The organism is Fictibacillus sp. 18YEL24 (assembly GCF_015903855.1).
Taxonomy (GTDB): Bacteria; Bacillota; Bacilli; order Bacillales; family Fictibacillaceae; genus Fictibacillus; species Fictibacillus phosphorivorans_C.
The window spans coordinates 413,686-435,425 of the sequence record NZ_JACZDT010000003.1; the positions used below are offsets into that span (position 1 = coordinate 413,686).

The window sequence follows — 21,740 nt, forward strand, 5'->3', positions numbered from 1 at the left end:
CCCTTTTTGCTCAATGAGCAGAAAGGGTTTTTTGAATCTAAAAAAATGGAATTTTGTGTTAAACTAATAATCTGAATATTAATGAAAATCCAAGCGATTAAACCAGGAAGGATAAATCAAATATGAAGTTTTCGATTGACCAAAAATTATTCAGCAAAGCTCTTTCTGATGTTGGAAGAGCTGTTTCTCAAAAATCACTTGTTCCCATTCTTTCAGGCATAAAGGTTATAGCAGAGGATGAGGGGATAACGCTCATAGGCACAAACGCAGATATTATCATTAAACGGTTAATTTCTAAAGACAAAACGTCCCGAAATATCAGCATTGATCAAGCAGGGAGTGCAGTCGTTTCAGAGCGATATTTTACAGAGCTCATTCGCAAGTTACCTGAAGATGTTCATATCGAAGGAGATGATAAGACAGTCGTAAAGGTTAGATCGGGGAACATCTTTACTCAACTGAACGCGTTTAGATCGGACGAATATCCACAGTTACCTGAGATCGATCAAACAAAATCAATAGGTATGGATGCAAACGAATTAAAAGAGACCATCAAACAGACGGTTTTTGCAACAGCTAAAAATGAAACGAGGCCAGTACTGACTGGTGTGCATTTTACGTTCTCAAACAATAAGCTGACGGCCGTTGCCACTAATTCACAACGTTTAGCTTCTAGAATAAACGAAGTTCACGTAAAGGAAGAGACCTCGTTTATTGTTCCAAGCTCCAGCCTGAATGAACTTGTAAAACAAATCAGTGATTATTCAGGTATCGTAAAAATGTACTCAGCAGACGGATACATCCTTTTTGAAACAGATGAGATTTCTCTGTATTCTAGATTAATTTCTGGGCAGTATCCGAATACGTCCAAACTCATTCCGAATGAACAAAAGACAGTCTTGAGTTTAAATAAAGAGCGATTCGTAAAAGGAATTGAACGTGCCTGCTTGTTTGCCGGTGAATGGAAAAACAACAATATTATGTTAAGTATTAAAGACCATAAACTATGCATCTCATCAGGCTCTTCGGAAATGGGGAGTATTCAGGAATTACAAGAAATTAAGGACTTATCAGGTGACGAAGATCTTAAGATTTCAATTGATGGTTACTTTTTAAAGGAAGCCTTACATACGATTATGGACGAAGAGATCAATATAAAATTTAACGGCTCGATGAGACCAATCGTAATTGAATCCACACATCAAAAATCAAGTTATCTTCATCTCATTTCCCCCGTTAGATCTTTTTAGGAGTGTGTTCCATGAAGTACAAAGATGGAGATAAACAAATTACATATGCTTTAGTCGACCAGGATTTGTGTGTTACAAAATTCCTCTCGTTAGTGAATGCTGTATGGCCAGGTGATTACCATGAACAGTCTACTGTAGAAGCATTAAAAAGAACAATGAACATTACAGCATGGGATCATGAGAAACTCGTTGGCTGTGTTCGAATTCTAACTGATGGCTATTTCTTTGGAACCATCACTGAAATTCTTGTTAGGCCAGACTATCAAGGCAGGAAGATAGGCAAACATCTAATGGAAATAGCTTGGGAACAAAGTCCAACATCTCTCTTTATAGGTGCTCAGCCAGGAAAAGAACATTTCTTTGAAAAGTTAGGTTATACAAAGTCCATTCAATCTTTTCAAAAGAAAAAACAAAGAAAATAGGTGAAAACATGCAAAAGGTACTTCCAAAAGTTAAACTTAGAGACCTCCTGATCGAAGATGCTGAAGAACGTTATGAGTGGTGTTTGGACGTAGAAGTGACAAAGCACCTTAACATGCCTGACAAATATCCCCCATTTAGTATAGAAGAAACAAGAAATTGGATAAGGCAATGTATCGCAAAGAACAACGGTTATGAGCAAAAAGCGATACTAAGTGAAACGGGTAAACATATTGGTTGGATAGACCTAAAGAATATAGATCGATTAAATCAACATGCAGAATTGGGCATAGCCATTGGAGATAAGAGTTATTGGGGAAAAGGCTATGGTATTGCCGCTATGCATGAGATGCTAAAGTATGGCTTTTGTGAACTCTCCCTTAACAAAATCTGGCTTAGAGTTGAAATCGATAATGATAAAGCCATCTCCTCCTATAAAAACGCAGGTTATATAGAAGAAGGCATTCTAAGACAAGACCGTTTACGTGGCGGCATGTTTGTTGATCGTTTACGAATGAGTGTGATAAAAGATGAATATTTTGCAAATAGTGTTTCGCATCTTTAATGGATGTATGCGACATTGATCCTGTAAAATTTTATAAAATAAATGGAATAATTACTCATTTTAAGGAAAATCTAATACTACATAAAGAACAGGTTTGCCACTTGTTTCACACAGGACGATACTGTAAAAATCGTCCTATTTTTATTAACAAATACTACCTTTTACCTTCGCGCATAAGAACGATTCATTGTGGAATTATAATCTTAATTCAACTAGGAGGTGAAAACAACATGGCTAACTCAAACCAATTAGTAGTACCAGGTGCACAACAAGCTATCGACCAAATGAAGTATGAAATCGCTTCTGAGTTCGGTGTAAACCTTGGACCAGATTCAACTTCTCGTGCTAACGGATCTGTAGGTGGAGAAATCACAAAACGTTTAGTTGCTCAAGCTCTTGGCGGAAAGCGCTAATTCAATTTAATATCATGGCTTGGCTATCTGTTCATCACAGATAGCCTCTTTGTTTTTTACATAAAAACTTTTCTGTTTGACATTTGAAATAAAGTATTTTATATTAGTTGACGTATCAATTATTGAGCTATCAATTATTTGAAGGAGGGGGATGCTGTTGTCCAACTCATATATAGATGATGAGAAGATTATTAACCGTTTGTATGAGATACATCGTAGAACGGTTCCTAAGTTTGAGAGCTGTACAGGCATTAGTCAAACACGCTTAGAGCTTTTGCATGAGTTATATGAAGTAGAAGAGATCAGTCAGAGAGCTCTTCAAAAGAAAGTTAATATTGATCATGCAGCTGTAACAAGGCATCTTAAGCAGCTTGAAGATAAGGGAATGGTTATTAGAAGAAAAGACCCTAAAGATCAACGATTTACGTATGTTTCTCTATCAGAGGAAGGTCGTTTGAAAATCATTCATTACCGGGAAGAGAAAGAACGTTTTATTTCTGGTGTATTGCATGATTTTTCTGAAGAAGAAAGAAAAACGTTGCTGGAGATGTTAACTCGTATTCAGCGCAACATTGAAATTTTTGAGTAGTCACTAACTTAAACAACTAAGAATTTTAAACACAAAGGAGAATGCACAATGCAACAAACAAAAATCAATGACTTCAACGAAATTATCACAGGACGCCGTTCCATTCGTAACTACGATCCATCAGTAAAAATTTCTAGAGATGAGATGAAAGAAATCCTAACAGAAGCTTCACTTGCTCCATCATCTGTTAATTTACAACCATGGCGTTTTGTCGTGATCGATACACCAGAAGGAAAAGAAACGTTAGCGCCTCTAGCTAAGTTTAACCAACGTCAAGTAGAAACATCATCTGCTGTAATTGCTGTATTCGCAGATAACAATAGCTTAGATTACCTTGAAAAAATCTATGACAAAGCCGTAGACGAAGGGCATATGCCAGCTGATGTAAGAAATCAGCAAGTACCAGCAATCCGCGGACTTTTAGAACAGATGACTCCAGAACAGTTTAAAGATATGAACTTGATTGATGCTGGGCTTGTATCTATGCAATTAATGCTCGTTGCTCGTGCACACGGATATGACACGAATCCGATTGGTGGATATGAAAAAGCTGAGATTGCTGAAGCGTTTGGTCTTGATAAAGAGCGTTATTTCCCTGTTATGTTGCTTTCAATCGGTAAAGCAGCAGATGCAGGATATCAATCTGTTCGTCTATCAGTAGAAGAAACAACAGAGTGGAGATAAGGAAGGGGAATAGAAAAAGATGATTATTATTCACGCAGGTTTAACGGTAAAAAAAAATAAAGAAGAAGCATTTTTAGCAGAGGTAAAAACATTAGTAGAAGCTTCACGTGCTGAAAGTGGTAACATTCAATACGATCTAAAGAAAGATACAGAAAAAGAAGCAACGTATATGATGGTAGAAGTTTGGGAGAACCAAGAAGCGGTTCAAAACCATAACACAAGTGAGCACTTTGTGGCATTCGGTAAAAAAGCGGCGAGTTTTATGGCTGCTCCAACTGATGTAAAAGTGTACGCAGGTGAACAAGTTAAATAATCACGAAAGGAAGGCATTTAAAAATGTGCCTTCCTTTTTTGTGCTTCTATTCGGCTTTCGTGTACTTGCGCTCTTGCTCAGCGATTAGCTCGTCATCCTCTGCATTATCACGAGTAACTTTTTGAGTAAGAATCGCACCTACAGCCACAAGAATCATCACGGCAATATAATAGCCTTTTTCGTTCAGTTGCAGATTGTCTGCATTATAGAGTCCGATACAAAACATGGACACTCCGGCGATGAACGTGAAATAAGCTAAAACCGTAAAAGCGGGTGTGTTTCTTCTTCTATGACGTTGCATATGTAAACCTCCTTCATTCTCTTTTATATAGATAAATAAAAATATGCCAAAAGCTATATTTATTATAATCAATAAATGGTTTTATTTCCTTATTTTTCTTGTATTTTCTCTCCATCCTTTAAAACATATAAGGCCCAACAACAAGCGATAAAAAGAAAGTGTTTAATACAGCAAAATAACTAATAGCCGTAAGTTTACTCCAGTCTTGCTTTCTTCCATACCAAACGGCTGCACCACTTGCAAGAGCGAGCGCGATAGGGATAACAAATGAACTCCCTGAAAAAGCTAAGTAATCGGGAGCATACATGTAATAGTGAGTATTAAACAACTTCTGAATAAATATAAATTGGACACCGAGAAACAGGGCTAAGATCGTGTACAAAATGCGCTTATCTTCATCTTCCATCAATTTAATTTTTACTATGTAGATGACTAATGCAAAAAGAACGGCAGGTGTGATCCAATATACTGAACTCATCGCAAAGATTAATCCTTGAAAAAGAGACAATACCGTTGCAGAAACGGCTTCCTTAAGATCTACTTTTGTTATTTTTAGGCTCTTTTTAATAACATCAGGATCCTTGGAAGCTCCACTAAATGTGTACTCTTTATATCCCACTAAGTTAAGCCACATAACTGAATCTTCACCAATCCAGTAAGGGTGAACGGACTGATGATTTGTAGTACTACGAAGCTCAGTTTTCCAAACATCTCCATCAGCTCTCGCTTCATAAACATTAACAGCTTCTTTTTCGTTAGACTTTAATGCACGAGTAGTAAACATTACTTTTGCCTGACCATTCTCATCAACACCATATTGAATGAACTTAGGGTTTTCTAACTTCACTCCATTATTATCAATGAATGTCATTAAGTTAAAATCCCACTCTTTATTTGTGTTCAATGGATTGGTTCCTTGATAAATTTTATATGACTTCCCACCTAAATTATTAGTAAACAAAGTATAGTAAATCGTTACATCTCTGCCATTCTCAATAAAGTAAAAGCCGAAATGATTTTCTTTAATTGTTCATCTTTATCCAAGATTACGTGTTCCTGATAGCCAAAATGATGATCAGGTTGGTGAAAAGTAACCTTAATATGTTTAGTCGTTTCCTTAGAAGATTTTCTAACACTAATAAACGAATCCGATTTGTCGTTTAGAACGACTGAATAAATTTGATCTGGCACCTTTTTCAAAGACTTAGCTTTCAATAAATTCATATCTACAGTTAATATCTCGTTGTCTTTAAAATAGATGACATTGTTTGGATTAGAATCCATACCTCTAAACATCTTGATCAATGACGTTTTCTTTCTCACCGTCATAATGAATCAGCTGCTTGTCCCTCACGAATACAAACTGATCACCTTGAACCCAGAAGTCTTGGGGACTTGGAATAGAAAGAGGAATAGTTTGTTTATCTTTTACCTCTAATTTGTCAGTAACTTGAAAACTCAATACTTCATTTTCTTTCGGAACATATACATGGTGCATTCCGTTTTGTTCTTGAAATACCGGCTTAACTTCACCAATCTTTTCTGTTTGTAATGGCAGAGAACGGCTCCAACCTTCATTGGGTAGTTTCAGTTCAGTCTTTAAGTTCTCTAAAGTGAACGCAACACAAACTACCAAGAAGAATAGAAGTGGAATAACAAAAGGCTTCATTTTTCTCATTTTATTTCCCCCTTATTCCAAAATTCGACTAAAGTCCATATTTTTCCTTTTTTAAATTAAGTATACAATAGTAAAAGTAGGGAGGAGTTCATCTTGGAAATTAAAGATATTTTTTCGAACTTACCAACATTAGAAACAGAGCGTCTTCTTTTAAGAAAATTAACAGTAGAGGATGCACAAGATATGTTTCAATATGGATCCGATGCTGAGGTTTCACGCTATGTGACTTGGGAAGCGCACCGAACATTAGAGGATACAAAGGAATTTATCCAGTTTGTATTAAAAAAATATGAAAAAGGTGAATTAGCACCTTGGGGAATTGTACTAAAAGAAACCAACGAATTGATTGGTACGATTGACTTTGTCTCATGGCAGATCAATCATAAAACAGCTGAGATTGGTTATGTAATCGCACAAAAATACTGGGGTCAAGGCATCACGACTGAAGCGGGTAAGGAAATTCTGAGATACGGTTTTCAAAACATGCATTTAGAACGGATTCAGGCAAGATGCTTTGTAGAGAACGGTGGATCTGAAAGAGTTATGAAAAAATTGGGGATGAGCTATGAAGGTACGTTAAGAAAAGCGATGTTTGCTAAAGGTGAGCATCAAGATTTAAACGTGTATTCTATTTTGAAAGAAGAGTTTGAATTATAGTATTAAAACTGCAAGGTAGATAAGGTCTTCTACCCACTCCTAAATTACTATATTTACCTTTTATTAATTATTTTTACAAATTGTCTAGTTAGAACGAACGGCTTTCTAACTGCCTATGTAAGTCCTTAAGTATGATTGAATTTTCTGACAATAAAGTTACACTTACCTTATACATATATAGGAGGTGTGCTTGTTATGAAAAACAGTAAGAGGTGGCTATCTTCTGCACTCGTGCTTTCAACTGTTGCAGGGATAGCTTTTTCAACCATGGAATCAGGTGTGACGCCGCAAGTTGCTGAAGCTTCATCTCTCAAGATACAACCAGTAGAGTCCGTTTCTCTCGTTCAGTTGGCTGTTCCAAACACGAAGGATGCGATGAAAAAAATCGAAGAACTTGGTATCGATCTAACCCACAGGATGCACGTTCATAATGGACAAATTGAAGTAGATGCGGTTGTAACACCAACTGAAGTTGCGATGCTGAAGCTCTATGGAATTAACGTAAAAGAAACGCTCATTACAGAGAACCAACTCAACCAGCGTGCAACAGAAAGAAGAATGGCAGTTAAGCAAGAACAAAAGCTAACAGCTGTTGAAGAAACAGTAACAATCCTCAGAGCAAACCACTTCACGAATCAATCCGACACTTTCCTTTACGTAGAAGCAAAATCCACATCTGGTGCTGTATCAAGCACGATTCTAACCGCTAGATGGACAGAGAATGGAGAAGAGAAGACGGCAACACTCCAACAGATTCAGGATGCCGGAGAGTACCTCTACCATTCCTTTATGTTACCAGTTTCAGCAATACCAAAAGATATAACCATTGAAAGCTCACTCGGAGGTTCAGCTGTATCTACAGTTACCGAATGGCTCGGGGAAGGAAAACCGGACAAGCCGGGTAAGCACTATGTGAAGAATTTTGTTGACCATTATATGGATCCAACAGAAACGAACGCGAGGATCGAGAATTTAGTAAAAGAATACCCAGAGCTTGCTGAAATCGTGGAGATGCCGAACAAGACGAACGGATATCGCAGACAAGCTCAAGCGACTCTAGGAACGTTGCAGAACACAGCCGTTGTTGTGACATCTCGAGAGTGGGGACATGAGGGCGGAAATGCGATCAGCTTAGAATTGAAAAAGGCATCAGCTGCAGGTGCTCCTCTTTCTGTTGGAACAAGCGGAAACAAAATCATCGTTACACTGGCAACGGATGCTGCAGGTAACGCAAAAAGTACGGCAAAAGAAGTCGTAGATCTGCTGAATGCAGAAGTAAGTGATCTTGTATCTGCTACGACCTATCGTGGAAATGCAGGTAATGGGATTGTAGAACCTGCAACTTCCAACTTGTCAGATAACTTAAGAGCACCTGCTACCGTTTCACGTGAACCATTTACTGTTAAAGCCATCCGAATCGGAAAGCTTAGAGATGGCTCAAAGCCTGGGGTACTTGGTTACTCACAAGAACATGCGCGTGAATGGGTAACGCCGCTAGTTTCCGTTGAAACCGCTGAACGACTTTTACGAAATTATTCGCATGATAAAGAAACTAAGAAACTGGTTGATAATCTTGATATCTTTATTATTCCATCCATGAATCCTGATGGAGGGCACTATAGTTTTTATGACTTTAATTCACAGCGGAAGAACATGACGAATCACTGCTCCCCAAGTCAATCTGATAATGGCTACCGAAATTCGTGGGGCGTTGATTTGAATCGTAACCATGATGTGGGATCAGCTTTTGATGGGTATGTTGGAGCATCCACAACGAATTGTTTGAGTGGCACATATGCGGGGCCAAGCGAGCATTCTGAACCAGAAAGCCGGAATTTAGTTTGGTTAACAGATGAGAACCCGAACATTAAATTTGCCATGAACATCCATAGCTATGGCGGTTACTTTATGTGGTCACCAGGTGCCTATACGCCAGAGCGTGAAACATTGCCTCGCCCATCTGCTGGAGAAGAAGCTTATTATTGGCAAGCATCGGATCATATTCTAAAAGAGATCAAAAAGCATCGAGGAACGGTTATTTTACCGAGCCGAACGGGACCGATTCCAGATGTTCTTTATTCAGCCGCAGGAAACTCAGCTGATCACCTCTGGTATGAAAAAGGAATCTACGCTTGGAACTTTGAAGTAGGGGCCGATCTTTGGAACAAAGAAACAAAACGTTGGGAACTGGTTGGTTTTCAGCCTCCGTTTGAAGAAGGACATGAAGAAGCAATGGAGTTCTCAAATGGATTACTAGGACTTATTGATGTGGCGTATCAATATTCTAAAGATAAAAAAGCGCCAAAATCGAGTGTCACAGCAAATGGCGGAAGACACGAAGATAAAGTTGAAGTCAGCTTTAAAACGAGTGAACCTGCTACAATCTACTACACGTTAGATGGCAGCCGTCCAACGTTTAATTCTCAAAAGTTAGCATTGAGTGGTACACGTGAAGGACCAGAAACGTTAACGTTTGAAAAGACAACAACGTTAAATTGGTTCTCGGTCGATGCGAGTAAAAACGTAGAGAATCAATACGAACCTGGAAACAACAAGAAGTACAACACGAAAACTTTCTTTATCAAATAATGTATGAAAGGAAGAGGCAGAAGGCTTCTTCCTTTTGTCTTTTAGAACAGTTTGATGCATGCGTTGACATTTAATGTTTACGACCATATACTAACAATTGTAAGTAGAAGTCATTTTGGAAAGGAACGGTACTACGCTGATGTGGAAAACTCTTATTTTCTTAGGCTAACTCAATATTGAGACCTGGAGAATAGGATAAGTCTGCCCATTTTGCGTATACACGTAAATATCCCTTATGATTTCACACAAAGAACATGATGTTCTTGTGTTTCTTTGGATACGTGTTATTACCATATTTGTGCGAACTCACCAACCTCTCTGGGTCTCCAGGGGGGGTTTTTTTGCGAGCCTCCTTAACGAACAAGAAAGAGGTGAGCTGCATGACGACTGTATTACAAGTTAAACGAGTGCAGAAAAAATTTGGGGATAAAGAAATATTAAAAGATATCTCATTTGATATCAGGCAAGGTGAAAAAATTGGTTTAGTAGGTTGGAATGGCAGTGGGAAAACAACGCTCGTTAACATCCTTATGAAATGTATTAACCACGATCATGGATCAATTACGACCTGGCCGGCAAATCTGCACATGGGGTATTTACCACAATCAACAGATTATGTGTTAGATGTTGAACGGGAGTTGATGGAAACAGGTGAAGATTTGCTGCGAACGAGTAAGAAGTTAGGGCTTCAAAAACATTTACTTCAAAAGAGTGAATTACAACATTTGAGTGGTGGAGAACGATTAAAGGTATCTATCGCCAAAATATGGGCGAATCATCCAGAGTTCCTTATTTTAGATGAACCGACAAATCATTTAGATCTTCAAGGAATGACTTGGCTTACAGAAGAGGTTCAAAACTATAGAGGAGCAGCCATTATCATCTCTCACGATCGTTATTTTCTTGATGGTACGGTAGAGAAGATTTTTGAACTGGAAGACGGCATTCTCACCATTTACGAAGGGAACTATTCATCGTATAGAAAAGAGAAACAACGTCGTTTTGAACAACAACAAAGAGATTATGAGAAACAACAAAGAAAAATACACATGATCCAGCAGCAAGTGAACACGTTAAAAACATGGTCTGATAAAGCTCACCGGGAAGCAGGTAAGGGTGGAACGGCAGCTGAGAACAGACAGATGGGGCTGAAAGAATATGAACGGATGAAAGCAAAGAAAAAAGATAATCAAATTAAATCAAAATTAAAGCGCTTGAATCTAGAACTCTCGAAAACAGGGATCGATAAGCCCAAAGAAGAAAGTGACGTTTTCTTTCAATTTGATTCCACTGGAAAGAGAGGAAAAAGACTCATCGAAGCCCGTGGTCTAACGAAACAATATGGAGATCGAACCCTCTTTAAAGAAAGTCACTTTTACATTAAACACGGTGAAAGAATAGCGTTGCAGGGTCCGAACGGATCGGGGAAGACAACATTTATTAAAATGTTGCTTGGCGAGGAGTCTGTAACGAAAGGATCCATCTGGAAAAGTGAATCGATGAAAATTGCTTATCTTTCCCAAGATGTGAGTGATCTGCCAGAAGAAAAAACGGTGTATGAATATTTTGATTTAGAGGAGAAGCATCAAGTGACGCAGGCAAGAACAATCTTTGCCAACATGGGGATCGAGGACCGAAAACTTTCGAAGCCAATCCGTCACTTGAGTTTAGGAGAGCGAACACGCGTTAAGCTGGTCCTGATGATTTTGCAGGAATATGATGTACTCATTCTGGATGAACCCACAAACCATTTGGATCTGCCGAGCCGGGAGCAGTTGGAGGAAACATTGTTACAGTTTTCAGGCACACTTATCATCGTCTCGCACGACAGATTCTTCGTTGAAAAGCTGTGTGATAAACTGCTAGTGATTGAGAATGAGCAGCTCAAGAGGATAGAGATTGGCCTTAGTGAACATGAAGAACAGGCTAAACGATCAACAAATGAGGGCGTTCAGCAGTGGACTGAAGAATTAGTTTTAGTAGAAAACAAGATTACAGAAATGCTTGGAAAAATAAGTTTTTGTAAAACGGGGACGGATGAGTACAGAGCGGTTGATGAAGAGTTACAACTATTAATGAGTAAAAAGCGGCAGCTCATACAAAAAATATCTTTGTAAAACAAAGTCAGGTGGAAGTATCCGCCTGGCTTTGTTCTAGTTTTACAGCCTCGTTTATCATCACATTTTTATATTGCAAAAATTTTTTTAGACTCCATGCCTCTTTTCCGCTTTTTCTAAACACTTATAGGTTGTATCAATCGTATAAGGGGGGAAGGGAAAGTTGAGAGCAGGGAACATACGTCAATTTGCTTCACTTAGCCAGTTTGAAAATGTAAAAGAATTTAATGAACACAAACGTTATTTTTTGGAACATCACGCCGGTTTGTTTACGAAGTCAGAGTTTTTGGCGTTTGAGTTGCTTAGCCAATATAGTGTAGTCGGAGTAGCAAACGCAAAGATCGATACGCTTGTTGATCGAAGTGTAGAAAAAGGAGGCAGTATTTCGCGCGCTTCTTTTTTACGAATGATGAGAAAAGCGAAAAATGCAGGAATTATAGTCGTACATAAAACATATCGTACAAGCGGAGGATTTGCTCATAATGTATTTGTCTTTCAGCGCTTTGATCCAGCGATTGAAACGAAAGTGATCCAGCGTAAAGGAAGGGAAACCCCTTGTGAGAGTAAGGACGAGGATACAAAAAAAGCGCGTGAATCTATAAATCTCTTTATAAATCTAAAAGATAAAGATCTAAAGATACGTAAGGAGAACGTCATGACGGACAATTTACCTTATCTTTCTTTAGGAGACCTCGATGAATCCTTCACGCCAGATTCTGTTCCGAAAGACTTCATACGTACGGTAAAACCATTCTTTAATTCGGCCATTGAAATCTATACGTTTTGGGAGAAAGCGAAACTGGCATATAACAAGTTTAATTTCGACCGTCCGCTAGAATTTATGGTTTCAGTTGTAGTCGATGCATTCAAAACAACCGTCTTTCACTACAAAAACAGAAAAATCAAGGCGACGTTTATGCAATATTTTTATGGAACGCTAAAAGGGATGTTCATAGTCGAGAGGAGACGCGAACACATGGCGAAAGTACAGCGATACAACTGGATAGATGAGCCTGAAAATTGATAATCACATAAATTTTTGAAGGAATCACATAAAAAATGGAGTTGATCACATAAAAGTACGACCTCATCATATAAAAAAACAAATATAATCACATAATTCTGAAATTTTAATAAATAACCATTGAAATTTTAGATAACTCGTATATACTCTCTTAAAAAGGAGAGTGACAACCATGAGATTTCTAGAGAAAGTAAGTAAGACAGCGGGCAACACCTTTGCGATTTGGGTGATTCTTTTTGCCATTGTAGCATTTTTGATTCCAGAAGGCTTCACATGGATCGCTCCCTATATTCCTCTCTTATTAGGAATTATCATGTTCGGGATGGGGCTAACTCTGTCATTGGATGATTTTAAGGCAGTGTTTCAAGCTCCAAAGAGTGTATTTATTGGTGTGGCAGCACAGTATACGATCATGCCGCTCCTTGCTTTTGGATTAGCTACGGTATTTCAATTACCGCCAGAAGTAGCAGTAGGGGTGATTTTAGTAGGTTGCTGTCCCGGTGGAACGGCATCAAACGTGATGACTTTCCTAGCTAAAGGTAACACCGCCTTATCGGTTGCGGTAACATCTGTGGCAACGTTACTTGCCCCAATCTTAACACCAGCTCTAACGCTGCTGTTTGCGAGCAAATGGCTATCAGTATCAGCGGGCAGCTTGCTGCTGTCGATCGTGCAGATTGTACTCGTTCCTATTTTTTTAGGTCTGGTCGTTAAGTTATTATTTCGTAAACACGTTGAAAAAAGCGTTGCTGCCCTGCCGCTAGTATCTGTAGTTGGTATCGTAGCTGTAGCATCAGCTGTTGTTGCAGCAAACGCAAAACAAATTGCTGAGACAGGCTTATTAATCTTATCCATTGTGGTTCTTCACAATGTGCTGGGACTTTTAATCGGTTTTCTGATCGCGAAAGGTTTGAAGCTGGACTTTGCAGATCAAAAGGCTATTTCCATTGAAGTCGGGATGCAGAATTCCGGTCTAGGTGCGGCGCTTGCAGTGGCTCACTTTTCGCCGTTGTCTGCTGTGCCAAGTGCGATCTTTAGTGTGTGGCACAACATATCAGGACCATTGCTTGCAACGTGGTGGGGGAAGAGAGCGGAACATGTTGACTCACAAAAGAGGACTAACACTACATCATCTAAAGTGGTCTAACAGATAGAGAAGCAAACCTTTATACATTGAAGGGTTTGCTTTTTCTCTTTTAATTAGCGATTCAAAAAACCATGTCAGATAATCTTACATGGGTGTAGAATCTGCGCCAGAACTGTATAGAATGAAAGAAACAGTTCAGTAGGGGGCGTTCAGATGGAAGATATCGTGTTTTCATTAAACAGTGTTTGGCTTATTTTAGGTGCACTTCTTGTCATTTTAATGCAAGGCGGGTTCATCTTACTTGAAGCGGGATCGACTCGAATGAAAAATGCAGGACATATTGCAGGAAAGACAGTCTTTACGTTTGGATTAGCATCAATCGTATTTTGGGCAGTCGGATATGGATTTATTTTTGGTGGTAACTCGAACTTTTTTATCGGGCTGTCTGATTTTTTCTATTCAGGTGATCAAGCAGAAGGAATGGCCTATTCGACAGCTGCATTTTTCATGTTTCAGCTTGCGTTTGCAGGCATCTCTTTAACGATTGCGTTCGGAGGATTTGCTGAACGAGCGAAATTGTCTGCTTATCTCGTGTTTGCTATTCTTTTCTCAGTTGCAGTCTATCCTGTTGTTGCTCATTGGATCTGGGGCGGAGGTTGGTTAGCGGAACATGGCAAGCAAGATTTTGCCGGAAGTACAGTCGTTCATTTAACAGGTGCGATGGCGGCATTTGCTGCGACATTATTCTTAAAACCGCGTATTGGAAAATTTAATAAGAATGGTACGTCCAATAACATTTTCGGACATAACCAAGTGTATACTGCATTAGGAGTCATCGTCCTTTGGGTGGGATGGTTTGGTTTTAATGGAGGAAGTACCTTTGTGGTTGATGATGGATTTTTCGGATTTGTTGCGTTAAATACAAATCTCGCGGCTGGAGCAGGTGCGGTTGCTGCACTTATTATCTCATGGATGGTTTTGGGTAAATCCGATATTCCAACGATCTTAAATGGTGCGTTAGCAGGACTTGTTGCGATTACAGCTTCTTGTGCATTCGTTGAAACGTGGGCAGCTGTTCTAATTGGGTTTGTTGCAGGAATCTTAGTATTCTATTCAGTTAAATTTTTCGATAGATTAAAAATAGATGACCCGATCTATGCGTTGAGCGTTCACGGAGCGGCCGGAATTTGGGGGACGTTATCTACGGGGTTGTTCGCGACACCAGAACTTGCTACAGTCGGGAAGCCTGGCTTGTTCTATGGCGGTGGATTCTCACAGCTTGGCGTTCAGGCGATGGGTGTATCTGTGTCAGCGTTGTACGCTTTTGTTGTTTCATTCGTTCTTTTATATGCAATGAAAAAAGTAATGAAGGGTCTTCGTGTTTCAGAGGAAGAAGAAATTATCGGCTTGGATGTGAGTGAACACGGAAACTATGGTTATCCAGAGGCGTTCATCGCAAACGAAGAAAAAAATAGAATCGCAAATTAATAGTGATAGAAAGCATTGGGGGCTATTCCTCAATGCTTTTATCACATAGGATGTGTGAATATGCCTTACTCAAGTTTGAAAAAATGGCGTGATGAAAAATGGATGGAGCATCAAGATTCGTCACAAGCTTTAAATGAATTTCATGATGAAATGATGAAAAAAGTCTTTCATGTTGCTCTACAAAAACATATTGAAACATTTGGCCCTGTTCCATGCCGATACGAATGGTTTGTGATGGGGAGTGGGGGTAGGTTCGAACAAGCAATCATCTCAGATCAAGATCATGGGCTGATCTATGAGGAAAAAAGTGATGAAACAAAACGATATTTTCTTTCCTTAGGAAAAGAGTTAGCAGATGGTTTGAATGAAGTAGGTTATCCGTATTGCGATGGAAATGTGATGAGTTCTAATCCTGTTTGGAGTAAATCCATAGTAGAGTGGGAAGAGCAACTTTCAAAGTGGCTTACTGAAGAAAGCTTCGAGAGCATACGTTTTCTTTTGATTTTTTATGATGCACGAGTACTTGTGGGTGAAGAAACTTATTGTAAAAAACTTAGAAAACTCATACATGATTATGTGAAGAAGAATCCGCATTTTTTAGAACGACTGTTAGAAAATACACAGCATGTAAAAAAAGCAGTAGGCTTCTTTCATCAATTTATAACAGAATCACATGGCTCACATGCAGGAAGTATCGATTTAAAGCAATCTGGATTCTTTCCTTATGTTAATAATGTCCGCTTACTTGCTATGAAAGAGAGTTTAGAGGCTACCTCTACACTTACAAGACTGAAGGAACTGTATAGCATGTCGAAATATACGGAAGATCTTAAATGGTGCAGAGAAGAATTTGAAAAACTCCTTCAATATAGGTTGCAATATCATAACAAAACTACAGAAAACTACGATGACATTCACTACTTAAACATAAAAGAACTTAGCAAAGATGAAAGAAAAGATATGAAGCATATTCTATTAAACGGTCAAAAGCTACAAAATTACACGCAATCGGTCATTAAGGGAATGATTGATACATGAGGATGAATCCGCTTATTCAATTTATGAAGCAAGTCCAAGGGAAAATAAACTCAAGTGTTTATGCGTCATTACAAGGGCAATCAAGTCCTCAGCATGTCGCATTTTTAAGGCAGCTTCAAAAGGAATTAAAAGTGGAGGAAAGTTTAACTATTCCTTTTAGTGATTTGAATGTTGTAGTGTTCGATCTTGAAACTACTGGTTTTTTTCCTGAACAAGGTAACCAGATTTTATCGGTCGGTGCAGTGAAAGTAAAAGGGGGAGAAGTGCAACATGAAGAAACCTTTTATTCTCTCGCGCAATGTACGGGTGAACTTTCTCCAGAGATTAAAGAACTTACAGGAATAGAAGAAAGTGATCTTCAACATGCTCCTCAATTATCGAAAGTGCTAGTAGATTTTTATGAATTTGCAGGAGGACACGTTCTCGTGGCTCACCATGCAAGTCATGAGAAGAAGTTTCTTCAACACTATAATTGGAAATTATTTCGAACTCAGTTCAAACATCGAATAGTAGATACATCATTCTTACTAAAGATTGCTGAACCAGAGACTACTCTTGTCCGGTTAGAAGATTGTTGTGAACATTGCAATATACCGGTAGCAAACCGGCATCATGCATTAGGAGATGCTAAGATGACCGCAGAGCTTTGGAGTGTTTATATAGAGCGTGTTCAAAAATTAGGAATAAAAAATTTACGAGAGGTGTATGAGCGGCTCTCGAGATAAAACAGCTGGCACCATTTTACCGGGGAGCCAGCTGTTTTCAATTTCTCATATTAAATTGCGCGTTAATCTGTCCTCGGATCATTTTATTACGTTCGTCACGCTGCTGCTTTTTCGTAAGTTCTTTTTTGATTTCATATGTTTGAACACCATCTTCAATTTGATCAGCAATTTCCATTAGACGTTCTACATCCGAGAAAGAGTATTTGCGCGTTCCTTTGCCCGTTCGTTCAGGGAAAATGAGTTTTCTCTCTTCATAGTAACGAATCTTACGTTCTGATAGCCCTGTTAGTTCACTGATGATACCTATGGACATAACTTTTTTATCTTTATAAGATTTATCAACTGACATGATTTTCCCCCTCTCTGATGAAGTATTAGCCGACAATTCAAAATATTGTTATTTATTATATCATATTGGTGTTAGGTTTTCTTACATATATGTTATTCCAATTTATTTTTGTTTGTGAACACTATTTCTGATAAGAGTTTAGATTTCTTTTATCAAAGTTGATAGTAGAAAGGGACCTATGTATAGATAGGTATATAAGAAGTTGATAAAATATTCAGATATATGACATAATTAGCAGATGTTCTACTGAAAGCGTTTTATTACAGAGAGAAGGAGGAGCTGAAATTGAACAATGAATTGGAATTAAACAATGAACTTAATTCAGTTGCTGGTAACAATCCTTTACCGCCTCAAACGATGGGTCAAAAATTAAAAATGATCGGTCCAGGTTTTGTAGTTGCAGCAACTGGAGTAGGTACAGCGGATTTAGTAACTGCCATTGTAATCGGTACCTCATTCGGAATGACTTTTGTATGGGCCATCGTAATCGGTTCTATTTTAAAGTATTTCTTAAATGAAGGAGTGGGCCGCTGGTACCTTGCGACAGGACAGACCATTCTGCAAGGTTGGCATTCACTCGGAAAATGGGCGACTGGATATTTTGGTGTTTATTCGGTCATCTGGGGTTACATTTACGGTGCTACTGCGGCTATGACTTGTGGATTAGGTATGCATGCGATGCTTCCTGTCATGCCGATATGGGCTTGGGCAATCATTCATTCTTTATTAGGTTTTGCACTTGTTTGGACGGGGCGTTATTTGCTTTTTGAAAGAATAATGACTGTATTGATCGGTGTTATGTTTATCACAATTATTGGTACATCTTTGCTTTTCTTACCTACGATCGGAGAATTCGCTGGTGGATTTGTACCCAAAATGCCAGACGGATCGCTCATGTTAGCTCTTGGATTAATTGGAGGAGTAGGCGGTACGATCACGATGGCTTCTTATGGATATTGGCTAAGAGAAAAGAATTGGAAAGGAAAAGACTTTGTTCCCATTATGAGGCTTGATACGAAAGCTGCGTATGTGATTACAGGGCTTTTCACGATGGCGGCACTTGTAATCGGAGCGAAGTTCTTATTTGGAACAGATGTAAAGTTAGAAGGAGACCAAGGTCTTCTAAATCTTGCTGAACTTTTAGGCCAAGAATTCGGAACACCATTGCGCTGGTTGTTCTTAATCGCGTTCTGGTCGGCTGCTTTTACTTCACTTCTTGGTGTTTGGAACGGTGTGCCGTATCTGTTTGCCGACTTTTTAAGAACCATTAAGACAAAGAAGGAAGACTTACATTCCGTAAAGCCAGTTACAGAAAAAGATAAGTCGTATCGTGCATATTTAGCATGGCTTACATTCCCACCGATGCTGATCTTCTTTTTTGGAAAGCCGGTTCAGCTGATCATTATATATGGTGTGTTAGGAGCATTGTTCATGCCGTTTCTTGCGATCTCACTCATTATCTTGTTGAATTCTAAAAAAGTGGATGCGGAATATCGCAACAAGTGGTTAACCAACGCAGTCTTGATCGGGTGTCTACTCATGTTTGCATTCTTAGGAATAAATGAGCTGCAAAAGCTGTTTTAATTAACGCTATACAATCCAAAGCCCACTCAACGGTGGGCTTTTAACTTTTTATAGCTTCTATATTAGCGATACGTTTAGGGTTATCTTCTATTATGTATGAGATAATGTTATCTACACTTGTTGCTAAAAAATTGTGAAACATGTTGTCCGTCTTCCAACCAATGTGAGGCGTTAATAGCACGTTATTAAGCTTCAGGATTGGGTGGTCTTGTCGGATTGGCTCTTCTGAAAAGACATCTAACCCCGCAGCTGCAAACCACTTATGTTTTAATGCGTATACAAGTGAATCCTCGTCTAGCACTTCACCTCTTGATGTGTTTATAAGAAAAGCGTCGTTACGCATAAGCCTAAAATGCTCTTCTCTAAGGAGGTGCCGAGTTTCGGGCACGAGTCTTACTGAGATGATGACAAAGTGAGAGGTCTGAAGAAGTTCTTGTAATTCTTTGTATTCAACCTCTTCGGCCTTCGCGCGCTCAATGGTTAAGCGGGGGCCCCATGCGACAGTTTTCATTTTGAAAGCTTTTGCTATCCTTGCTACACCTGAACCAATCTTACCTAGTCCGATGATGCCTACTGTTTTGTTTTCCAGACCAAGACCAACTGACTCTTTCCATACACCTTGTTTTAGTTGTTGATCTAAATGCAATATATTTCGAGCGTGAACGAGCATCATACCAAAGATTAATTCTACGACGGCAGCAGATCCTCCTGGAGTAGTGGCAACTGGAATGTTAAGCTTACTTGCCTCTTCCATATCGATGTGTGAAACGCCTGATCCGGTTTGTGCAATGAGTTTAATATTCTTTAGTTGATTAAGAAGCTTTTTCGGAAATTTTGTGCGTTCTCTAATCGTTAAGATGACATCTGCTTGTTCAATTCTACAGATTAATTCGTGTTCTGTTGGCTTATCGGAATAAATATCTACAATGAAGTATTTTCGTAAACGGTCTATTTCAGGGTTTGTTGCAAAGGTATGCTCCCAATCATCTAATACTACAATTCTCATCATCCCCAGAAAACTCCTATCATTTCATATTGATATATCACCTAATATTACTTGGTTCATCTCACCATCTGTTTAACAAGCTCACGATTGCGTTCTTTAAACACCTCATTATGTGAGGACACCATCGCAACTTTTTGTGCATCAGGTTGGATGAACTGCTTTGCTTTATTCACTGCATTTGCGGCGTCTTGAAAAGCACCAGAGATTAAATTTAATTTTCCATCATGTTTAAGGATATCGCCAGCGGCATACAATCCAGGAATAGAAGATTCACTGTTAGCGTTTCCTGCAATATAAAAGTTGTCTGCGAGTTCAATATTTAACCCACTGTTTCCTAAAAGAGATGTATCTTGTTCATAGCCATGGTTGATGATGACTTCATCGATAGGGAGGTAAGAAATTTCACCTGTTTCGTGATTTGTTAACTCAATCTGTTCAATAACTTCATGGTTGGGACACGCGAATAATTTTGAGATCGAAGTGTTGAAAATGCAATCGGCACAGCTGTTCATCAATTGTGTAACTTGCGCTTCATGTCCAGCGAGATTTCCTTTTCGATAAGTCAGGTACACTTTTTTTGCAATGGGTACTAATTCGTTAGCCCAATCGATCGCCGTATTTCCGCCACCTGATATGACTACAGTCTTATCTTTAAAATGCTGAAGGGATTTAACGGTATAGTTTAAGTTTGACACTTCAAACCGTTCAGCTCCTTCAATATCTAATCGCTGAGGGTTTAAGATACCGCTTCCAACGGCAACGATAACAGTTTTAGAAAAATGCTGCTCACCGGAAGATCCCTGCAAAATAAAATTACCATTCTCATCTTGTGAAATTGCTTCTACTTTTTCATTCAGTACTACTTCAGGATTAAACGTAAGTCCTTGCTCAACAAGTTTTTCAATAAGTTTTGCACCTGGAAGAGGTGTATGTCCTCCAACATCCCAAATCATCTTTTCTGGATAGACATGTATCTTACCGCCTAACTGCGGTTGAAACTCTATAATTTTAGTCTTCATTTCTCGAAGACCACTGTAAAAAGCTGAATAAAGGCCTGCTGGACCTCCGCCGATAATGGTCACATCGAAAACGTTATGTTGATCCATAATGTTCGCTCCTTTTTGGAACATTTAATATTGATTATCATTCTCAATTAGTAGTATACAATCTTATAAAACACTTTACAATCAGGAAATTGAAAGGGGAAGTAAGAAAGGGGATTTGCTAAGTATGTAGAAGGTTAAGATATAGAAGCTTTCACTTCAAAATTTCATATAAAAAAAGGAGCTAATTATGTACGAGCAAAAGACAAAAGAAACCGAACAGAGTGTTGTTGAGTTTATCGAGAATGTGGATAGTCCAAAAAAGAGAGAAGATGCTTATAAGTTGTTAGACATCTTTTCGGAAACGACTGGTTTTGAAGCGAAGATGTGGGGACCGAGTATTATCGGATTCGGCTCGTATCATTACAAATACAAGACAGGGCATGAAGGGGATGCACCACTTGTTGGCTTCTCACCAAGAAAAGCAAAGATCAGTCTGTATTTTGCCCCAGGAGACCCGGATCGCACTGAGCTGCTTGAACACTTCGGCAAACATACAACGGGTGCCGCTTGTGTATACATTAATAAACTAGCTGATGTGGATGAGGAGATATTAAAAAAACTGATTAACAAGTCGATTGAGTTTTTATTAAAAACGTACCCTCAAGAATAGTTATAATCTGAAGAACTATGTTCAAGTTTTTTGCGTACTCTCGGGTTCCTTATTTTTAAAGGAGATGAGCCGATTACGCAAAAACGTAGCGAGTTTAAGGAAAGTGAAATGATGATCGAAATTGCCTTTGGTTTAGGTTCTAAATAG

24 protein-coding genes are annotated in these 21,740 nt (G+C 38.8%); 17 read left to right on the plus strand and 7 right to left on the minus strand.

Annotated elements, in window-relative coordinates; translation table 11 throughout:
* Positions 1–122: 122 nt before the first annotated feature.
* The 7 genes from dnaN (at position 123) to HU823_RS12465 (ending at position 4,234) form a co-directional block, all read left to right on the plus strand.
* The gene (gene dnaN / locus HU823_RS12435) at positions 123–1,250 is read left to right on the plus strand and encodes a DNA polymerase III subunit beta (RefSeq protein ID WP_197222256.1); all 1,128 of its coding nucleotides are present in this window, start codon (positions 123–125) and stop codon (positions 1,248–1,250) included.
* Positions 1,251–1,261: 11 nt separating this feature from the next.
* Positions 1,262–1,672, plus strand: coding sequence for a GNAT family N-acetyltransferase (locus HU823_RS12440; protein WP_231607425.1), 411 nt, complete (start codon positions 1,262–1,264; stop codon positions 1,670–1,672).
* 8 nt (positions 1,673–1,680) lie between these two features.
* Entirely contained in the window at positions 1,681–2,235 is a 555-nt protein-coding gene (locus HU823_RS12445; RefSeq protein ID WP_197222257.1) for a GNAT family N-acetyltransferase, read from the plus strand.
* 230 nt (positions 2,236–2,465) lie between these two features.
* Complete coding sequence (locus HU823_RS12450) at positions 2,466–2,648, plus strand: alpha/beta-type small acid-soluble spore protein (RefSeq protein ID WP_197222258.1); 183 nt, start codon at positions 2,466–2,468, stop codon at positions 2,646–2,648.
* Positions 2,649–2,799: 151 nt separating this feature from the next.
* Positions 2,800–3,237: a MarR family winged helix-turn-helix transcriptional regulator gene (locus HU823_RS12455; RefSeq protein WP_153238979.1), complete on the plus strand. Its 438-nt coding sequence runs from the start codon at positions 2,800–2,802 to the stop codon at positions 3,235–3,237.
* A 48-nt stretch (positions 3,238–3,285) separates the two neighbouring features.
* On the plus strand, positions 3,286–3,921 hold the full coding sequence (locus tag HU823_RS12460) for a nitroreductase family protein (protein WP_144701948.1): 636 nt from the start codon (positions 3,286–3,288) through the stop codon (positions 3,919–3,921).
* Between the two features lie 19 nt (positions 3,922–3,940).
* Positions 3,941–4,234 carry a putative quinol monooxygenase gene (locus HU823_RS12465; protein ID WP_197222259.1) on the plus strand — a complete coding sequence of 98 codons (294 nt, stop codon included), beginning with the start codon at positions 3,941–3,943 and terminating at the stop codon, positions 4,232–4,234.
* A gap of 46 nt (positions 4,235–4,280) precedes the next feature.
* Here the strand turns inward: HU823_RS12465 and HU823_RS12470 are convergent, their stop codons facing one another.
* The 4 genes from HU823_RS12470 to HU823_RS12485 form a co-directional block, all read right to left on the minus strand.
* On the minus strand, positions 4,281–4,535 hold the full coding sequence (locus HU823_RS12470) for a YiaA/YiaB family inner membrane protein (RefSeq protein ID WP_066392185.1): 255 nt from the start codon (positions 4,533–4,535) through the stop codon (positions 4,281–4,283).
* Between the two features lie 118 nt (positions 4,536–4,653).
* A complete protein-coding gene (locus tag HU823_RS12475) occupies positions 4,654–5,439 on the minus strand; it encodes a hypothetical protein (RefSeq protein ID WP_197222260.1) in 786 nt (261 codons plus the stop codon).
* 71 nt (positions 5,440–5,510) lie between these two features.
* The gene (locus tag HU823_RS12480) at positions 5,511–5,819 is read right to left on the minus strand and encodes a hypothetical protein (RefSeq protein WP_197222261.1); all 309 of its coding nucleotides are present in this window, start codon (positions 5,817–5,819) and stop codon (positions 5,511–5,513) included.
* Between the two features lie 4 nt (positions 5,820–5,823).
* Positions 5,824–6,213, minus strand: a complete 390-nt coding sequence (locus HU823_RS12485) for a hypothetical protein (protein ID WP_197222262.1) — start codon at positions 6,211–6,213, stop codon at positions 5,824–5,826.
* Between the two features lie 90 nt (positions 6,214–6,303).
* Between HU823_RS12485 and HU823_RS12490 the strand changes: the two genes are divergently transcribed.
* From HU823_RS12490 to HU823_RS12525, 8 genes are all read left to right on the plus strand, one after another.
* Complete coding sequence (locus tag HU823_RS12490) at positions 6,304–6,870, plus strand: GNAT family N-acetyltransferase (protein WP_370630085.1); 567 nt, start codon at positions 6,304–6,306, stop codon at positions 6,868–6,870.
* Positions 6,871–7,065: 195 nt separating this feature from the next.
* Entirely contained in the window at positions 7,066–9,459 is a 2,394-nt protein-coding gene (locus tag HU823_RS12495; RefSeq protein ID WP_197222264.1) for a M14 family metallopeptidase, read from the plus strand.
* 380 nt (positions 9,460–9,839) lie between these two features.
* Positions 9,840–11,576, plus strand: a complete 1,737-nt coding sequence (gene abc-f, locus HU823_RS12500; protein ID WP_197222265.1) for a ribosomal protection-like ABC-F family protein — start codon at positions 9,840–9,842, stop codon at positions 11,574–11,576.
* A 163-nt stretch (positions 11,577–11,739) separates the two neighbouring features.
* Positions 11,740–12,600: a hypothetical protein gene (locus HU823_RS12505; protein WP_197222266.1), complete on the plus strand. Its 861-nt coding sequence runs from the start codon at positions 11,740–11,742 to the stop codon at positions 12,598–12,600.
* A gap of 172 nt (positions 12,601–12,772) precedes the next feature.
* Positions 12,773–13,747, plus strand: coding sequence for a bile acid:sodium symporter family protein (locus tag HU823_RS12510; RefSeq protein ID WP_197222267.1), 975 nt, complete (start codon positions 12,773–12,775; stop codon positions 13,745–13,747).
* Positions 13,748–13,900: 153 nt separating this feature from the next.
* A complete protein-coding gene (locus HU823_RS12515; RefSeq protein ID WP_197222268.1) occupies positions 13,901–15,175 on the plus strand; it encodes an ammonium transporter in 1,275 nt (424 codons plus the stop codon).
* A gap of 60 nt (positions 15,176–15,235) precedes the next feature.
* Positions 15,236–16,213, plus strand: a complete 978-nt coding sequence (locus HU823_RS12520; RefSeq protein ID WP_197222269.1) for a DUF294 nucleotidyltransferase-like domain-containing protein — start codon at positions 15,236–15,238, stop codon at positions 16,211–16,213.
* Positions 16,210–16,938, plus strand: coding sequence for an exonuclease domain-containing protein (locus HU823_RS12525; RefSeq protein ID WP_144701915.1), 729 nt, complete (start codon positions 16,210–16,212; stop codon positions 16,936–16,938). Before HU823_RS12520 ends, HU823_RS12525 begins: the two co-directional genes overlap by 4 nt.
* A gap of 37 nt (positions 16,939–16,975) precedes the next feature.
* Here the strand turns inward: HU823_RS12525 and HU823_RS12530 are convergent, their stop codons facing one another.
* Positions 16,976–17,287: a MerR family transcriptional regulator gene (locus HU823_RS12530; RefSeq protein ID WP_144701911.1), complete on the minus strand. Its 312-nt coding sequence runs from the start codon at positions 17,285–17,287 to the stop codon at positions 16,976–16,978.
* Between the two features lie 285 nt (positions 17,288–17,572).
* Between HU823_RS12530 and HU823_RS12535 the strand changes: the two genes are divergently transcribed.
* Entirely contained in the window at positions 17,573–18,871 is a 1,299-nt protein-coding gene (locus tag HU823_RS12535) for an Nramp family divalent metal transporter (protein WP_370630075.1), read from the plus strand.
* A 40-nt stretch (positions 18,872–18,911) separates the two neighbouring features.
* On the opposite strand, the gene HU823_RS12540 is transcribed toward HU823_RS12535, so the two are convergent.
* Together HU823_RS12540 and HU823_RS12545 are read right to left on the minus strand one after the other, a co-directional pair.
* Positions 18,912–19,880 carry a D-2-hydroxyacid dehydrogenase family protein gene (locus tag HU823_RS12540; protein ID WP_231607426.1) on the minus strand — a complete coding sequence of 323 codons (969 nt, stop codon included), beginning with the start codon at positions 19,878–19,880 and terminating at the stop codon, positions 18,912–18,914.
* Positions 19,881–19,933: 53 nt separating this feature from the next.
* Positions 19,934–20,983: an NAD(P)/FAD-dependent oxidoreductase gene (locus tag HU823_RS12545; RefSeq protein WP_144701908.1), complete on the minus strand. Its 1,050-nt coding sequence runs from the start codon at positions 20,981–20,983 to the stop codon at positions 19,934–19,936.
* A 187-nt stretch (positions 20,984–21,170) separates the two neighbouring features.
* Between HU823_RS12545 and HU823_RS12550 the strand changes: the two genes are divergently transcribed.
* Positions 21,171–21,593, plus strand: coding sequence for a DUF1801 domain-containing protein (locus HU823_RS12550; RefSeq protein WP_197222270.1), 423 nt, complete (start codon positions 21,171–21,173; stop codon positions 21,591–21,593).
* Positions 21,594–21,740 lie beyond the last annotated feature (147 nt).

Coding starts and splice junctions, on each gene's coding strand:
- dnaN (WP_197222256.1), top strand. CDS start 123: ATGAAGTTTTCGATTGACCAAAAATTATTCAGCAAAGCTCTTTCTGAT.
- HU823_RS12440 (WP_231607425.1), top strand. CDS start 1,262: ATGAAGTACAAAGATGGAGATAAACAAATTACATATGCTTTAGTCGAC.
- HU823_RS12445 (WP_197222257.1), top strand. CDS start 1,681: ATGCAAAAGGTACTTCCAAAAGTTAAACTTAGAGACCTCCTGATCGAA.
- HU823_RS12450 (WP_197222258.1), top strand. CDS start 2,466: ATGGCTAACTCAAACCAATTAGTAGTACCAGGTGCACAACAAGCTATC.
- HU823_RS12455 (WP_153238979.1), top strand. CDS start 2,800: ATGCTGTTGTCCAACTCATATATAGATGATGAGAAGATTATTAACCGT.
- HU823_RS12460 (WP_144701948.1), top strand. CDS start 3,286: ATGCAACAAACAAAAATCAATGACTTCAACGAAATTATCACAGGACGC.
- HU823_RS12465 (WP_197222259.1), top strand. CDS start 3,941: ATGATTATTATTCACGCAGGTTTAACGGTAAAAAAAAATAAAGAAGAA.
- HU823_RS12470 (WP_066392185.1), bottom strand. CDS start 4,535: ATGCAACGTCATAGAAGAAGAAACACACCCGCTTTTACGGTTTTAGCT.
- HU823_RS12480 (WP_197222261.1), bottom strand. CDS start 5,819: ATGGATTCTAATCCAAACAATGTCATCTATTTTAAAGACAACGAGATA.
- HU823_RS12485 (WP_197222262.1), bottom strand. CDS start 6,213: ATGAGAAAAATGAAGCCTTTTGTTATTCCACTTCTATTCTTCTTGGTA.
- HU823_RS12495 (WP_197222264.1), top strand. CDS start 7,066: ATGAAAAACAGTAAGAGGTGGCTATCTTCTGCACTCGTGCTTTCAACT.
- abc-f (WP_197222265.1), top strand. CDS start 9,840: ATGACGACTGTATTACAAGTTAAACGAGTGCAGAAAAAATTTGGGGAT.
- HU823_RS12510 (WP_197222267.1), top strand. CDS start 12,773: ATGAGATTTCTAGAGAAAGTAAGTAAGACAGCGGGCAACACCTTTGCG.
- HU823_RS12515 (WP_197222268.1), top strand. CDS start 13,901: ATGGAAGATATCGTGTTTTCATTAAACAGTGTTTGGCTTATTTTAGGT.
- HU823_RS12520 (WP_197222269.1), top strand. CDS start 15,236: ATGCCTTACTCAAGTTTGAAAAAATGGCGTGATGAAAAATGGATGGAG.
- HU823_RS12525 (WP_144701915.1), top strand. CDS start 16,210: ATGAGGATGAATCCGCTTATTCAATTTATGAAGCAAGTCCAAGGGAAA.
- HU823_RS12530 (WP_144701911.1), bottom strand. CDS start 17,287: ATGTCAGTTGATAAATCTTATAAAGATAAAAAAGTTATGTCCATAGGT.
- HU823_RS12540 (WP_231607426.1), bottom strand. CDS start 19,880: ATGATGAGAATTGTAGTATTAGATGATTGGGAGCATACCTTTGCAACA.
- HU823_RS12545 (WP_144701908.1), bottom strand. CDS start 20,983: ATGGATCAACATAACGTTTTCGATGTGACCATTATCGGCGGAGGTCCA.
- HU823_RS12550 (WP_197222270.1), top strand. CDS start 21,171: ATGTACGAGCAAAAGACAAAAGAAACCGAACAGAGTGTTGTTGAGTTT.